Genomic DNA, 12,500 nt, shown 5'->3' on the forward strand with positions numbered 1-12,500 from the left:
GATGAACGCGCTGGCGACGCTGTTCATCACGGCGGTGACGATCGGTGTGATCGTCGTGAACCGGATGATGATCGCGCGCGAGCGGCGCCGCATCGCCGACATGAAGGCGGCGTTCGCGGTGGCGTGAGGGCAGGCGTGGGGCACGGGCATGAACGCGGCCGGCCACGTGATGCGTCACGACGGGTGACGAAGGCGGCGGGTGAGCCGGCACGGCATGCCCGCCGCCGCGCTATAGTCGTACGATTCCCGCCCGGGATGTTGCATGCCCGGCGGACTCTCTCTTCGACCGAACCCGCCCCATGACAACGCAACCCGACGTTTCCATCCGGCTCACCGACACCGAACAGCCGGCCGCACACGACTTCATCAGCCGCAAGCTCGGCGAATTCAATCACGCGATGACGGGGCGCGCCGACGCGGCCACGCTCGACGTGTACGTCACCGATCCCGCGACCGGCGAGATCATCGGCGGCCTGACCGGGCGCACGTCGCTCGGCCTCTTCTTCATCGACCTGTTCTACCTGCCCGAATCGCTGCGCGGCGGCGGCTTCGGCGGCCGGCTGCTGCGCGAGGCCGAGGCGGAAGCGAAACGACGGGGATGCGCGCGTGCGGTGCTCTACACGATCTCGTTCCAGGCACCGGATTTCTACCGGAAGCAGGGCTACGAAGCGTTCGGCGAAGTGCCGTGCGAGCCGGAAGGCGCGTCGCGCGTGTTCATGGTGAAGGTGCTTTGAACCGGCTCGGCCGCCTCTCGTCGCGCGGTCGGATCTTCGTGGCGATCACCTTCGGCACGTAGCAGTGGTGAGCGACCGGATCGACGAACAGGCCTCTGAAGGACCCTTCGCCCTTCTCGTCGGATCTGAACGTCAGCATCCCTGCTCAGCAGGCGTTACCGATTGCCGGCCACGCGAGTCGGCGCCGCCCCGTGCAAACCGACACGGGGCGCATGCCACGCACTTCAGCAATGCTCCAGCGCGTACGACAGGTCGGCGATCAGGTCGTCCGGATGTTCGAGCCCGACCGACACGCGAATCAACCCTTCCGACACCCCCGCCGCCGCACGCGCGTCGGCCGGCACGCCCGAATGCGTGGTCGACGCCGGATGGCAGATCAGCGACTCCGTGCCGCCGAGACTGACCGCCGACTTGAAGAGCGTCAGGTGGTTGATGAACCGGAACGCCTGCTCGCGGCCGCCGTCGAGGATGAACGCGAACGTCGAGCCCGGCCCGCTGCACTGGCGTTGATAGACGGCCTGATAGGCCGGATCGTCGATGAGCTCGGGATGCAGCACGCGCACCGGCCGATGCGGATTGTCGGCGAGCCAGCGGGCGACGGCGCTGCCGCTGCGGGCCGCCTGCTGCATGCGCAGCACGAGCGTTTCCATCGAGCGCGTGATCATCCACGACGAATGCGGGTCGAGCTGCGAGCCGAGCGTGCTGCGGACCGAGCGGATCTTCGTGATCAGCGCGCGAGCGCCCGTGACGCCGCCGGCGACGAGGTCGCTATGCCCGCCGATGTATTTCGTCAGCGAGTACACGCTCAGGTCGATGCCCTGTCGCGACGGCTTCTGGTACAGCGGGCCGAGCAGCGTGTTGTCGCAGACCGACAGCGGGCGATAGCCGTGGCGTGCCTCGAACGCGTCGATCTCGCTGCGCAGCCCTTCGAGGTCGAACAGCGCGTTGGTCGGGTTCGCGGGCGTCTCGATGTAGCACATCCGCACGTGGCCCTTTTGCGCGGCCGCTTCGAGCGCGGCGCGAATCGCGTGGGTGGACAGCCCGTCGGCGATCACTTCGGAGCGGATGCCCCACTCGGGCAGGAACTTCGAGATCAGCGTTTCGGTGCCGCCGTACAGCGGCACGGACTGGACGACGCAGTCGCCCGGCCGCAGGAAGGTCAGCAGGATCGCGGCGATGGCCGACATGCCGCTCGACGTCACGACGGCGGCTTCGGAATCGTCGAGCAGGGCGAGGCGATCCTCGACGATCTCCAGGTTCGGGTGATTGAAACGGCTGTAGACGAGGCCCGCGCCTTCGCCTTCGGGTGAAGGCTTGCGCCCGGCCACGACGTCGAAGAATTCGGCGCCGTCCTCGGCCGTGCGGAACGCGAACGTGGACGTGAGGAACACGGGCGGCTTCACCGATCCTTCCGACAGGAACGGATCGTAGCCGTACGACATCATCTGGGTTTCGGGATGAAGTTCCCGGTCTGCAATCTTGCGCTTGTGATAATTGCGATAGGCCATGCAGTGCTCCTTGCAGGGGGGTGAGGAACGGCCGTTGCAGCGGTGGCATGACGCGCGCGGCGCCGGGTAGGCACCGGCCGTTGCGACCGCGTGTGGCGATACTACCCCGAAGGCGCTGCTTCGTGACGCACCCCTGACACAGTCGTCAGGGTGTCGCCTGTTCGACGATCATGTCGTACAGCGCACGGGCGGCCGGTGACAGTTGCGCGCGCTTGCGCGTGACGAGCACGAGCGTGCGCGACACCGCCGGCTCGACGAGCTCGATCGTGCGGATCATCGGATACGCGTTCTTCTGGATCGCGAGCTTCGGCACCACGGCCGCGCCGAGCCCTTCCGCGACGAGGCCGAGCGCCGTCGAGCTGCGCTGCACTTCGTAGAACGAATGCAGCGACACGCCGCTCGTCTTCAGCGCGCCGTCGAGCAGCCCGCGATTGCCGCTCACTTCACCGGCGAAGATCAGCGGATGCGGCTGCAATGCCGCCCAGCGAATGCGCCGCCGCTTCGCGAGCGGATGATCGTCGCGGCACACCAGCACATACGGATCGCTCGTCAGCGGCACGTTGACCAGTTCGGGATGCTGATCGCCCGCGATGCCGATGCCGAACTCGGCCTCGCGATGCAGCACGGCCTGCAGCACCGACGCCGACGCATGATCGAGGATCTTCACGCGATCGTGCGGCCGGTGCGCGGAGAACGCGCGCAGGATGCGTGGCAGGTATTGCACGCCGACCGTCGGCACGCACGCGATCGTGACGTCGCCGCGCTGGCTCAGGCCGGTTTCGCGAATTTCGGTGAGCGCATCGGACAGTTCGTTCAGCAGCCGGCGCGCTTGCGGCAGGAAGCGCCGGCCGATTTCGGTGAGCGTGGTGCGGCGCGTGGTGCGCTCGACGAGCGCGACGCCGAGGAATGTTTCGAGCTTGCGTAGCCGCTGCGTGATGGCCGTCTGCGTGACGTGCAGCGTATCGGCCGCCTGCCGGAAGCTGCCGCCGTCGGCGATGGCGACGAAGGCCTGGACACCGAGCGTATCGATTTTCATTAGAGATTTGAATCAATCACGATATTAAATTCATTTTACTGAACTCGGTGACGATCGCAGAATGCGGTGCATCGACGGCCACCGGCATCCCATCCGCATGGGAGGCAACGCCGTCCACGCCGACCAGGAGAAACGACATGACGACCCCACTCGATCGATACGCGGCCCAGTACGTGCAATTCGAGGACGAACGCACGCGGCCGATCCGCGACCTGCTGGCCGCCGTGCCGAACACGCCGATCCATACCGCGATCGACATCGGCTGCGGGCCCGGCAATTCGACCGAGGCGCTGATCGCCCGTGCGCCGGACGCAACGGTCCATGGGATCGATGCATCGGCGGACATGATCGACGCGGCGCGCACGCGCCTGCCGGGCCTGCGTTTCGATGTCGTGGATATCTCCACCTGGGACGATCCGGGCGGCTACGACCTGATTCTCGCGAATGCGGTGCTGCAATGGGTGCCCGCGCACGACACGCTGTTTCCGGCACTCGTCGGCCGGCTCGCATCGGGCGGCCATCTTGTGGTGCAGATGCCCGACAACCTCGACGAACCCGCGCACCGGCTGATGCGCGAGGTCGCCACGGCCGGGCCGTGGGCGGACAAGCTGAAGGGCGCGGCGCGCACCGAGCGGTTCGATGCGCGCCACTACCACGCGCTGCTGTCGCCGCTGTGCTCGCGGGTGGACGTGTGGCGCACGACTTACTGCCACCCGCTGCGCGGCGGTGCCGACGCGGTCGTGGAGTGGTTCAAGGGCAGCGCGCTGCGGCCGTTCCTCGCGGCGCTCGACGACGGCGAGCGCGCGGCGTTTCTCGCGCAGTATCGCGATGCGCTCGCCGGCCCGGGCGGCTATCCGGCGCTCGCCGACGGCACCGTGCTGCTGCCGTTCCCGCGCCTGTTCATCGTCGCGACGCGGAAGTAAGGCGGCAATGATTCGGCCATGACGCGCGGGCGGCCGTGCGTCAGCGCACCGGCCGCACCGATTCGGGGTCGACCGTGCGGATGCGTGCGGTCTGCCCGTCGCGCAGGTCCTTGTACCAGAACAGCGCCACTTCGCCGTCGTTCTCGTCGTCCGCGTACAGCAGACGATCGTGTCCGCCCAGCACGAAGCCTGAGCGAGCATACGTGCTGCACGCGGCGACGTTGTTCGACTGCGTTTCCAGCCGCATGAAGCCGAACCCGTGGCCGCGCGCCCACGACTCGGCGGTCGCCAGCAGCAACTGCCCGATGCCTTGCCGCCGGTACTGGCGGTCGACGGCCAGCTCCGCGATCTCCGCCATCCCGTTCCAGCTCTGGCCGATGGCCACGAACCCGGCGAGCCGGCCGCCGGCCGTCGCACGAAAGAGCGCCGTCTTGCCGGTCGCTTCGTCCGCCCAGCCGGCCGGATCGAACCCGTAGTTCTTGCGGCGTGCAGGCAGCGCGCGGAGATCGAGCAAATCCTGATACGGCGCGTTCAATTCCCAGGCGATGTCGAACGAGAAGTCGCATCGGTCCAGTTCGTCGGCGGGCAGCCCGGTCGTCTGTTCGATGCTGATGTGCTCGGCTCGGTCCATGTGTCGGTGTCCTGTCTTCTGCGGGATGCGTGGTGGTGTCCGTGATGCGATTGTCGGCGCCATGATATGCGCCGCATCGAGTGTGTTCCTGCTTCGATTTTTTGTGCCCGCACCATCTACCGCGCGTGAGACCGGCACAGACCGGCTGCGTCCGTGCCGGTGGAACGCGGTCAAGCGACGAACCGGACGGCCGCGCAAACGTGTGCGGGGTTCGCGCGCCGGCAGGGGCGCTCGTTCAATCGCCTGATTATGCTGGATTTCCGCGGTGGCCCCGTGCTCGCATCGGTGCGATGACGGCCGTCGCGTATCGGGTAATCGAACCGCGTGGCCGCCAGTCGCATCTGGATGAAAGACGACAGGACCCCAAACAATTGCTGAAGGCATTCTCGGCTATACGTTCTCGAAGCTCGACGGCCGCTTCGACGGTAGGTGGCACCAGGTCAATGCCGCGCTCGACTATGCGCTGTCGAAGCGCACGGACGTGTACATGAGCGCGGCCTACCAGAAGGCGTCGGGCAGCAACACGATCAATGGCCGCGTGGTGCCGGTGCAGGCCGAGATCGGCTCGTCGAGGTCGTTCATCGGCAACGCGGGCGCGAACACGCAGTTCGTCACGCGGATCGGCCTGCGTCACAAGTTTTGACATCCGACACGGCCGTTCGGCGCGTTCCACGAGGATCGGCTCGTCTAGCGCGTGCCGCGTGGCTGGAAAAGCATTCGGGCGCGACGGGGTACGTCGCGCCCGAATGCGTGTCGGTCCGACACCGGCTGGCCGTATCGTCAGATGTTGATCGTGATGGGGCCGGCGAGCGGCGTGTAGCCGTCGTCGAACAGGAACCACGCATCGTACTGCCCCGGCGCCAACGTGCTGTTCGCCGTGGACGAGAACAGCAGCGAGCCGCAGCTCTTCGGCAGGTACGCCCACGACTTGTAGCTGCCCTTGGTCGGCTGCGCGCCATGCGCGAAGATGCCCACCCAGTTCTTCGGGCTGTGGCTCCACGGCGGTGCAACGTAGTCGAACCGCAGCGTGCCGTACGTCGAGCCCTGTGACGCGAGCGCCGCGACGAACTTCTTGCTGGTATTGCCGATCGCCGAATCCGTGAGCAGCGTGCCGGATTGCGTCTGCACGCAGCCGGCCACCCGGCGCAGGAAGTTCGGATCGTTCGCGTCGCGGATGCTGGCGTCGTACCAGCCGCCGTCGCCGTACCACGTGACCACTTGCGTCGCGCCGGCGGCGACGGTGACCGACTGCCGCGTGTTCATCCCGTAGGCGTTGTCGGTGAGCTGGAACGTCGTCGCGCTGGAGCCTGCCGAATTGTCGAGCGTGATCTGCACGTTGCCGTTCGCCACGTCGTAGCACAGGCTGATTTCGGCAGTCGATCCTGTGTTGCCGGACGTACCGATGCTGCCGCGGAACGTCTGCAGGAAGCCGTTCGGGCCGTAGACCGAATAGTCGTAGCCGCCGCCGCTGTTCAGCGCGAGCGAATCCGACAGGTTCGTGCACTGGCTCGCGCCGGCCGCGATCGTGTAATGGCGGGGGATCGTGCTCGTGCCGTCGACCCACGCCTGCAGATGCACGCCCGCGGTGCCGGTGTTGGTCATCGTCAGCGCGAGCGCGCGGCCGGCGCGGTTGACCTTGCCTTGCACGAAGAACTCGTAGGGCAGGCGGCAGGCCGTGCTGCGACCGGCGGTCTGCGCCGGCACCGCGGTGGTGGTCGGGTACGGGATCGGAACGGCCGGGCCGTTCGGGTTCATGTTGCTCGCGGGCGGCTGGATCGCGGGCACCGCCTGGTCGGCGTTCGAGAAATAGAAGGCCGACGTCAGGTCGCCGCACACCGTGCGTCGCCACGGCGTGATGTTGGTTTCCTGCAGCCCGAAGCGCGCTTCCAGAAAGCGGATCACCGAGGTGTGATCGAACACCTGCGAGTTGACCTTGCCGCCCTTCGACCACGGCGAGATCACGAACATCGGCACGCGCGGGCCGAGCCCGATCGGCACGTCGCCGCTGGCCGAGCCGTCCGATGCGGCGCCGCTGCTCGCGACGAATTCGGCGGCCGTCGAGACCGTCGACTGCCCGGTGCCGGCAGCGGCGCTGGCCGGGACGGCCGGCGGCATGTGATCGAACAGGCCGTCGTTCTCGTCATACATGACGAGCAGCACCGTGCTGGCCCACACCGCCGGATTCGACGTCAGCGCATTGAGGACGTTGCTCACGTACCATTCGCCGCCGCTCGCGGCCCACGACGGATGTTCGCAGTACGCGTAGGGGGCGGCGATCCACGACACCTGCGGCAGCGTGCCGTTGGCGACGTCGGCCCGCAGCTGGCTGAAGAGGTTCGTGTCGTATTCCTTGCCGCCGCCTGACGGGTCGATCTGCGTGCCGTTGAGCGCCGGCGCGAGCGGATCGCTGGCGCCGAGGTTCTGGTACTGCTTGAAGTTCAGGATGACGTTGTCGCCGTAATTGCCGTTCCACCAGAGATCGCTTTTCGAGCCGTTGTATTCGCCGTAGCCATGGCCGGCATCCAGGCCGTTGCCCTTGTCCTGGTAGAACTTCCACGTCACGCCCGCCGTGTTCAGGCGCTCCGGCATCGTGGTCCAGCCGGTGCCCGTCATCGTGTTGGTCGTGTACGGCGAATAGCCGGGGACGTTGCCGCAGCACCCGGTCCACAGATACAGGCGGTTCGGGTCCGTCGGGCCGAGCATCGAGCAGTGGTACGCGTCGCACACCGTGAACGCGCTCGCCAGCGCGTAGTAGAACGGAATGTCGTTCTGCGTGAAGTAGTACATCGTGCCGCTGGTCTTCGCGGCGGTCCAGTTGTCGTAGCGGCCGTTGTTCCAGGCGCTGTGCGTGGTGCCCCAGTCGTGAGGGAGGTCGCCGTAATAGGTGTCGCCGTTCGCCGTGCCGGAGGGCGAGGACGGGTTGAACGGGAACACGTAGGACAGCATCCAGGGCTGCCGCCACACCGGATATCCGCTCGAAATCACGACCGGCCGCGGATCGCCGAAGCCTCGCGCACCGCCCAGCGTGCCGAGGTAATGGTCGAACGAGCGGTTTTCCTGCATCAGGATCACGACGTGCTTCACGTCCTGGATCGTGCCGGTCACGGTGGCAGCCGGAATGGCCTGCGCGCGGGCGATGCTTTCGGGCAGCATGCCCGTGATCGCGGTGGCGCCGGCGAGCTTCAGCGCATCGGCAATGAATTGACGTCGGGTTGTGGGTTTGTTTTGCATGATCGCTCTCTGTCTTGGATGACGGGCTTTGCGGCCGGCGTCGGTCAGTGGCACGCGCTCGCGCAGTGCAGGACGGGCGTGGACGCCGAGCCCGGTGCGGCCGCGCGCGCGGCCGCCATGCTGGCTGACGTACCCGAATCGCCGTCGCCGCAAGCGGCCAGCGTGCACAGGAGTGCGATCATGAAAACGCCGCGCCAGTGCGGAAAGCGGCTTTCCGGCTGGCGCGAATTGACGACAGGCTTTCGATCCGATTCGAGTCGGATTCCTGAATGATCGAGACTATTGCTGCGTGCTCCGTATTTCATTACCCCTCCAGACATGAAAAATGGACAGCAGAGGATATCGCCCGAATCAGAACAACTTCATGACAGGCCACCCGCGCGTGCCTGCCACTTGCAACAGTTTCGAGTCGGGATTGGTGGCGACCGGATGCGTGACGTAGTCCAGCAGCGGCACGTCGTTGATCGAATCGCTGTAGAAGTAGGTGCGTTCGAAATCGGATGGCGCGTAGCCAAGTGATGACAGCCACGCGGTGGTGCGCACGATCTTGCCTTCGCGGAAGCTCGGCACGCCCGTGCTGCGTCCGGTGAACGCGCCGTCCGGCGTGCCGTCGTCGGTATCGAGCTCGATGCCGAGCAGGTGCGCTATGCCGAATTCCGCCGCGATCGGCCGCGTGACGAACACGTTGGTCGCCGTCACGATGCAGCAGAGATCGCCGTTCTCGCGATGCCGGTCGACCAGCTCGCGCGCCTGCGGCGTGATCGCCGGACGGATCACTTCGTCCATGAACCGCGCATGCCAGCGCTCGAGCACCTTGCGCGGATAGCGGGTGAGCGGCGCGAGCGTCACGGCGAGATACGCGTCCATGTCGAGCGTGCCCGCCGCATAGTGACCGTAATGCTCGTCGATCAACGCCATGTGCGCGTCGTCTTCCCGCCAGCCGACCCGCGTGATGAAGCGGCTCCAGGCCTGATCGCTGTCGAGCGGCAGCAGCGTGTGGTCGAGGTCGAACAGCGCGAGATTTTTGTACATGGGTGATTCCTTGTGTGGCGTGGTCATGTGCCGATGCGCTTCTCGATCGCGTCTTTCGCGTTCCTGCCGTCGATGGTGGTGACGCCGTCGAGCCACTTCGACAGCACGCCGGGGTTCTTCTTCACCCATTCCTTCGCCACGGCGACCGGATCGGCGTGATTCATGATCGGCACCATCAGCTGGTTCTCTTCGTCGGTCGTGAACTTCAGGTTGGTCAGCAGCCGGCCGACGTTCGGGCAGCGTTCGAGATAGCCGGGCGTGACGAGCGTATAGACCTTCGCCGAGCCGTAGTTCGGGCCGAATACGCTGTCGCCGCCGTCGAGATAGGCGATCTTGAAGTTGATGTTCATCGGATGCGGCTCCCATGCGAGGAACACGATCATCCGGTGCTCCTGCACCGCGCGCGTGACCTGCACGAGCATCCCGGCCTCGCTCGATTCGATCAGCTTGAAGCCGCCGAGCCCGAACTCGTTCCTGTCGATCATCCGCTGCACCAGCGCGTTGCCATTGTTGCCGGCGCCGATCCCGTAGATCTTGCCGTCGAGCTGATCGCGGAATTTAGCAATGTCGGCAAAGCTCTTGAGGCCCTTGTCCGATGCGTATTGCGGCACCGCCAGCGTGTAGCGCGCGCCGATCAAGTTCGGCTGCGGCAACTGGTGGACGGCGCCGGCATCGACGAACGGCTTCACCGTCGGCGTCATGCTCGGATCCCAGTAGCCGAGGAACGCGTCGATCTGTGCCTTCTTCACGCCGGCCAGCACGATCGGCGGCGACGCGATCGTTTTAGTCGCCTCATAGCCGAGCCCGTCGAGCAGCATCATCGCGACTCCGGTGGTGGCCGCGATGTCGCTCCAGCCGACATCGCCGAGCGTCACCTTTTTGCAGACGTCGCCTTCCAACGCGTGAGCGGGGGCCGTCGCCAGCGCCGTCAGCAGTGTGGCGGCCAGCATCCATGCCTTCTTCATCATGTGGGTCTCCTAAGCAAGTGTTCCGGATCGTGTTGCCTGAATGGTCTGACGATTGATCGTGCTGATCGGATGAAACAAACGAACTTGGGTCTGGCTTTGTAGTTTTGCGTACCGTATATTAGAACGCACAAAATCGCAAGATCGCACAAAAATACAACTTGCCGGTTGCCGAGATGGGCCACGGGCGGGCGAGGGCAGGAAGCATCGGGCGGCGGCCCAGGCGGGCCGTGCTTCATCAGGTAGACCAGGCAAAGCAAGGAGACCTCGCATGATCAGTCAACTGGAAATCGTGTCCCGCCTGTTGCTGGCGGCATTGCTCGGCAGCATCGTCGGCATCGAGCGCGAGCGCCTGTCGTGGGCGGCCGGATTGCGCACGCACATGCTGGTCGCGGTGGGCGCCGCGCTCGTGATGGTCGTGTCGGCGTTCGGTTTCGCGGATATCCAGAACGCGAAGAACGTGTCGCTGGACCCGTCGCGCGTCGCCGCGCAGGTGGTGTCGGGCATCGGCTTCCTCGGCGCCGGGTCGATCATGCTGCGCGGCGAGATCATCCGCGGCCTGACGACCGCGGCGAGCCTGTGGGTCGTGGCGGCGGTCGGGCTCGCCGTGGGCGGCGGCATGTATGTCGCCGCGATCGCCGCGACGGCGATCGTGCTCGCGATCCTGGCCGGCCTGAAGCCGATCGAGAAGCGCTTCTTCGCCGCGCGGCAGCGCTGGGGCGTGCGCATCCTCGCGCGCCGCGGCACCGTGAAGCTGACATCGCTGCAGGCGATGCCGGGCATCGATCAGGCGCGCATCGTGCAGTTCATCATCGAGCAGGACGACGCCGCGCCGGACGACGACCGCATCCACGTGGTGTTTTCGAAGATGACGAGCCGCGAGTTCCAGGCGGTCCGTCAATCCCTGCAGACCCTCGTCGGCATCAAAAAGATGGAGGAGAGCGCAGCGTAGTCCGCCGTTCGAATAACATTGGCGTTCATTCCGAGGACATTCCATGTGGCAAGAAGAGCGATACCAGAGGATCCGGCTTCTGTTATCGAAGATGCAGCGCGTGTCGACCGACCGGATCATGGCCGACCTGAACGTGTCGCGGGAAACCGTGCGGCGCGATCTCGTCGATCTCGAGGCGCTCGGTGAACTGAAGCGCGTACACGGCGGCGCGGTGCAGGTGGGCGACGAAGCGCCGATCGCCGAGCGCGCGCAGACGCACGTGAAGGCGAAGCTGGCGATTGCCCGCGCGGCGGCCAGGCTGGTCGCGGGCTCGCAGACGCTGTTCATCGATGCGGGCACGACCACGACGCTGCTGGCCGAGGAACTGGCGAAGCTGTCGGGCCTCACGATCGTCACGAACTCGATCGACGTCGCGCTGAAGATGCGGTCGAGCGACCCGGGGCAGGCGAGGAACGAAACGATCCTGCTCGGCGGGATGATCGGCAGCCGCGCGGCCGCGACCGTCGGCGACGGCACGGTCGCCGAGATCTTCCGCTACCGCGCCGATCTCGCGCTGCTGTCGCCGGTGGGCGTCGATGCCGTGCGCGGTGCGACCAACTACGACCGGATGGAAACCGAAGTGGCGCGCGCGATGGTCAGCAACGCGGCGGACGTCGCGATCCTGGCCGATTTCAGCAAGCTCGGCACGAACAGCCGGATCAGCTTCTGCGAGCCGGCGCGGATCGGCACACTGGTGACGGATGCGAAGGCGGAATCGGTCGACAGCTACAAGGGCCTCAAGAAAGTCATCAAGCACGTCGTGCTGGCGTAGCGCCGGGCGACAGGGGGCGCGATTCCCCGCCGTTATGCCGCCCATGCGGCGCACCTTCTGTCGGCTGGCTTTTTTGGCGGCGTAATGTATCCGCCAATACAACGCAGGCCCGCCCAGCGGCGCACCGCTGCTGTACTCGGGCGCCGACCTCCTGCCCGCGCCGCGCCACGTGAAGTGGCTGGCCGACGCCGGCGCATGCCGCACCAGCCATCGTGTATGCTTGCCCGCATCGTTCAAAGGGCGGGACAACATGAAGACACCGGCACACCCCAAGCCTGAGGTGCGGTTCAGGATGCGTATCCAGCAAGCCGACACGATCGCGCTCGGGCCGGGCAAGGTCGCGCTGCTCGAAGCCGTGCGCGAGCATGGTTCGATTTCGGCGGCGGCGCGCAGCCTGAAGATGTCGTACCGGCGTGCGTGGTTGCTGATGGACGAGCTGAACCGCTCGCTGAAATCGCCGGCGACGGTGTCCGAACATGGCGGGCAGAGCGGCGGCGGCAGCGTGCTTACGCCGGTCGGCGAGGAGATCATCCGGCTCTATCGCGGGATCGAGGCGTGCGCTTACGCGGCCTGCGCCGACGACATCGCCGCGCTCACGAAAATGGTCCGGCGCTGAAGGGCGTGCTGAACGTGTGTGTTCCCGCAGAGCCTCTTCAGGCTGACGACGAGCTTTCACT

At 66.2% G+C, this 12,500-nt stretch carries 13 protein-coding genes and 2 pseudogenes; 7 read left to right on the forward strand and 8 right to left on the reverse strand.

The genetic code is table 11. The features are described from left to right. Together LGM56_RS14470 and LGM56_RS14475 are read left to right on the forward strand one after the other, a co-directional pair. A pseudogene (locus LGM56_RS14470) lies at nucleotides 1–127 on the forward strand (putrescine ABC transporter permease PotI); the annotation flags it as partial. Between the two features lie 172 nt (nucleotides 128–299). Next, entirely contained in the window at nucleotides 300–734 is a 435-nt protein-coding gene (locus LGM56_RS14475; protein ID WP_226205314.1) for a GNAT family N-acetyltransferase, read from the forward strand. A gap of 224 nt (nucleotides 735–958) precedes the next feature. Here LGM56_RS14475 and LGM56_RS14480 read toward each other — a convergent pair whose 3' ends face one another. From LGM56_RS14480 to LGM56_RS36765, 3 genes are all read right to left on the reverse strand, one after another. Continuing rightward, complete coding sequence (locus LGM56_RS14480; protein ID WP_226205315.1) at nucleotides 959–2,242, reverse strand: cystathionine gamma-synthase family protein; 1,284 nt, start codon at nucleotides 2,240–2,242, stop codon at nucleotides 959–961. Nucleotides 2,243–2,387: 145 nt separating this feature from the next. Beyond that, nucleotides 2,388–3,278 (reverse strand): LysR family transcriptional regulator, encoded by an 891-nt coding sequence (locus LGM56_RS14485; protein WP_089428458.1) that lies wholly within the window; start codon nucleotides 3,276–3,278, stop codon nucleotides 2,388–2,390. A 16-nt stretch (nucleotides 3,279–3,294) separates the two neighbouring features. Further along, the gene (locus LGM56_RS36765) at nucleotides 3,295–3,417 is read right to left on the reverse strand and encodes a hypothetical protein (protein ID WP_264170896.1); all 123 of its coding nucleotides are present in this window, start codon (nucleotides 3,415–3,417) and stop codon (nucleotides 3,295–3,297) included. Between LGM56_RS36765 and tam the strand changes: the two genes are divergently transcribed. Continuing rightward, nucleotides 3,416–4,201, forward strand: a complete 786-nt coding sequence (gene tam, locus LGM56_RS14490; protein ID WP_226205316.1) for a trans-aconitate 2-methyltransferase — start codon at nucleotides 3,416–3,418, stop codon at nucleotides 4,199–4,201. The two genes, LGM56_RS36765 and tam, sit on opposite strands and share 2 nt — an antisense overlap. Before the next feature lie 40 nt (nucleotides 4,202–4,241). Here tam and LGM56_RS14495 read toward each other — a convergent pair whose 3' ends face one another. After that, complete coding sequence (locus LGM56_RS14495) at nucleotides 4,242–4,832, reverse strand: GNAT family N-acetyltransferase (protein WP_089497843.1); 591 nt, start codon at nucleotides 4,830–4,832, stop codon at nucleotides 4,242–4,244. A 385-nt stretch (nucleotides 4,833–5,217) separates the two neighbouring features. On the opposite strand from LGM56_RS14495, the pseudogene LGM56_RS14500 reads away from it, so the two are divergent. Continuing rightward, nucleotides 5,218–5,475, forward strand: a pseudogene (locus tag LGM56_RS14500) (porin); the annotation flags it as partial. Between the two features lie 137 nt (nucleotides 5,476–5,612). On the opposite strand, the gene LGM56_RS14505 reads toward LGM56_RS14500, so the two are convergent. The 4 genes from LGM56_RS14505 to LGM56_RS14520 form a co-directional block, all read right to left on the reverse strand. Then, nucleotides 5,613–8,063, reverse strand: coding sequence for a phosphocholine-specific phospholipase C (locus LGM56_RS14505; RefSeq protein WP_226205317.1), 2,451 nt, complete (start codon nucleotides 8,061–8,063; stop codon nucleotides 5,613–5,615). A gap of 44 nt (nucleotides 8,064–8,107) precedes the next feature. Further along, nucleotides 8,108–8,245, reverse strand: coding sequence for a hypothetical protein (locus LGM56_RS14510; protein ID WP_226205318.1), 138 nt, complete (start codon nucleotides 8,243–8,245; stop codon nucleotides 8,108–8,110). A 169-nt stretch (nucleotides 8,246–8,414) separates the two neighbouring features. Beyond that, nucleotides 8,415–9,095, reverse strand: a complete 681-nt coding sequence (locus LGM56_RS14515) for an HAD family hydrolase (protein ID WP_226205319.1) — start codon at nucleotides 9,093–9,095, stop codon at nucleotides 8,415–8,417. Nucleotides 9,096–9,118: 23 nt separating this feature from the next. After that, nucleotides 9,119–10,063: a choline ABC transporter substrate-binding protein gene (locus LGM56_RS14520; protein ID WP_089497839.1), complete on the reverse strand. Its 945-nt coding sequence runs from the start codon at nucleotides 10,061–10,063 to the stop codon at nucleotides 9,119–9,121. A 268-nt stretch (nucleotides 10,064–10,331) separates the two neighbouring features. On the opposite strand from LGM56_RS14520, the gene LGM56_RS14525 reads away from it, so the two are divergent. From LGM56_RS14525 to LGM56_RS14535, 3 genes are all read left to right on the forward strand, one after another. Next, complete coding sequence (locus LGM56_RS14525) at nucleotides 10,332–11,012, forward strand: MgtC/SapB family protein (protein ID WP_226205321.1); 681 nt, start codon at nucleotides 10,332–10,334, stop codon at nucleotides 11,010–11,012. A 43-nt stretch (nucleotides 11,013–11,055) separates the two neighbouring features. Then, a complete protein-coding gene (locus LGM56_RS14530; protein ID WP_226205323.1) occupies nucleotides 11,056–11,823 on the forward strand; it encodes a DeoR/GlpR family DNA-binding transcription regulator in 768 nt (255 codons plus the stop codon). 292 nt (nucleotides 11,824–12,115) lie between these two features. After that, nucleotides 12,116–12,439 carry a winged helix-turn-helix domain-containing protein gene (locus LGM56_RS14535; protein ID WP_319000761.1) on the forward strand — a complete coding sequence of 108 codons (324 nt, stop codon included), beginning with the start codon at nucleotides 12,116–12,118 and terminating at the stop codon, nucleotides 12,437–12,439. Nucleotides 12,440–12,500 lie beyond the last annotated feature (61 nt).

It is taken from the genome of Burkholderia sp. AU38729, assembly GCF_020419725.1.
Lineage (GTDB): Bacteria > Pseudomonadota > Gammaproteobacteria > Burkholderiales > Burkholderiaceae > Burkholderia.

Coding starts and splice junctions, on each gene's coding strand:
- LGM56_RS14475 (WP_226205314.1), top strand. CDS start 300: ATGACAACGCAACCCGACGTTTCCATCCGGCTCACCGACACCGAACAG.
- LGM56_RS14480 (WP_226205315.1), bottom strand. CDS start 2,242: ATGGCCTATCGCAATTATCACAAGCGCAAGATTGCAGACCGGGAACTT.
- LGM56_RS14485 (WP_089428458.1), bottom strand. CDS start 3,278: ATGAAAATCGATACGCTCGGTGTCCAGGCCTTCGTCGCCATCGCCGAC.
- tam (WP_226205316.1), top strand. CDS start 3,416: ATGACGACCCCACTCGATCGATACGCGGCCCAGTACGTGCAATTCGAG.
- LGM56_RS36765 (WP_264170896.1), bottom strand. CDS start 3,417: ATGTCGTTTCTCCTGGTCGGCGTGGACGGCGTTGCCTCCCATGCGGAT.
- LGM56_RS14495 (WP_089497843.1), bottom strand. CDS start 4,832: ATGGACCGAGCCGAGCACATCAGCATCGAACAGACGACCGGGCTGCCC.
- LGM56_RS14505 (WP_226205317.1), bottom strand. CDS start 8,063: ATGCAAAACAAACCCACAACCCGACGTCAATTCATTGCCGATGCGCTG.
- LGM56_RS14510 (WP_226205318.1), bottom strand. CDS start 8,245: ATGATCGCACTCCTGTGCACGCTGGCCGCTTGCGGCGACGGCGATTCG.
- LGM56_RS14515 (WP_226205319.1), bottom strand. CDS start 9,095: ATGTACAAAAATCTCGCGCTGTTCGACCTCGACCACACGCTGCTGCCG.
- LGM56_RS14520 (WP_089497839.1), bottom strand. CDS start 10,063: ATGATGAAGAAGGCATGGATGCTGGCCGCCACACTGCTGACGGCGCTG.
- LGM56_RS14525 (WP_226205321.1), top strand. CDS start 10,332: ATGATCAGTCAACTGGAAATCGTGTCCCGCCTGTTGCTGGCGGCATTG.
- LGM56_RS14530 (WP_226205323.1), top strand. CDS start 11,056: ATGTGGCAAGAAGAGCGATACCAGAGGATCCGGCTTCTGTTATCGAAG.
- LGM56_RS14535 (WP_319000761.1), top strand. CDS start 12,116: ATGCGTATCCAGCAAGCCGACACGATCGCGCTCGGGCCGGGCAAGGTC.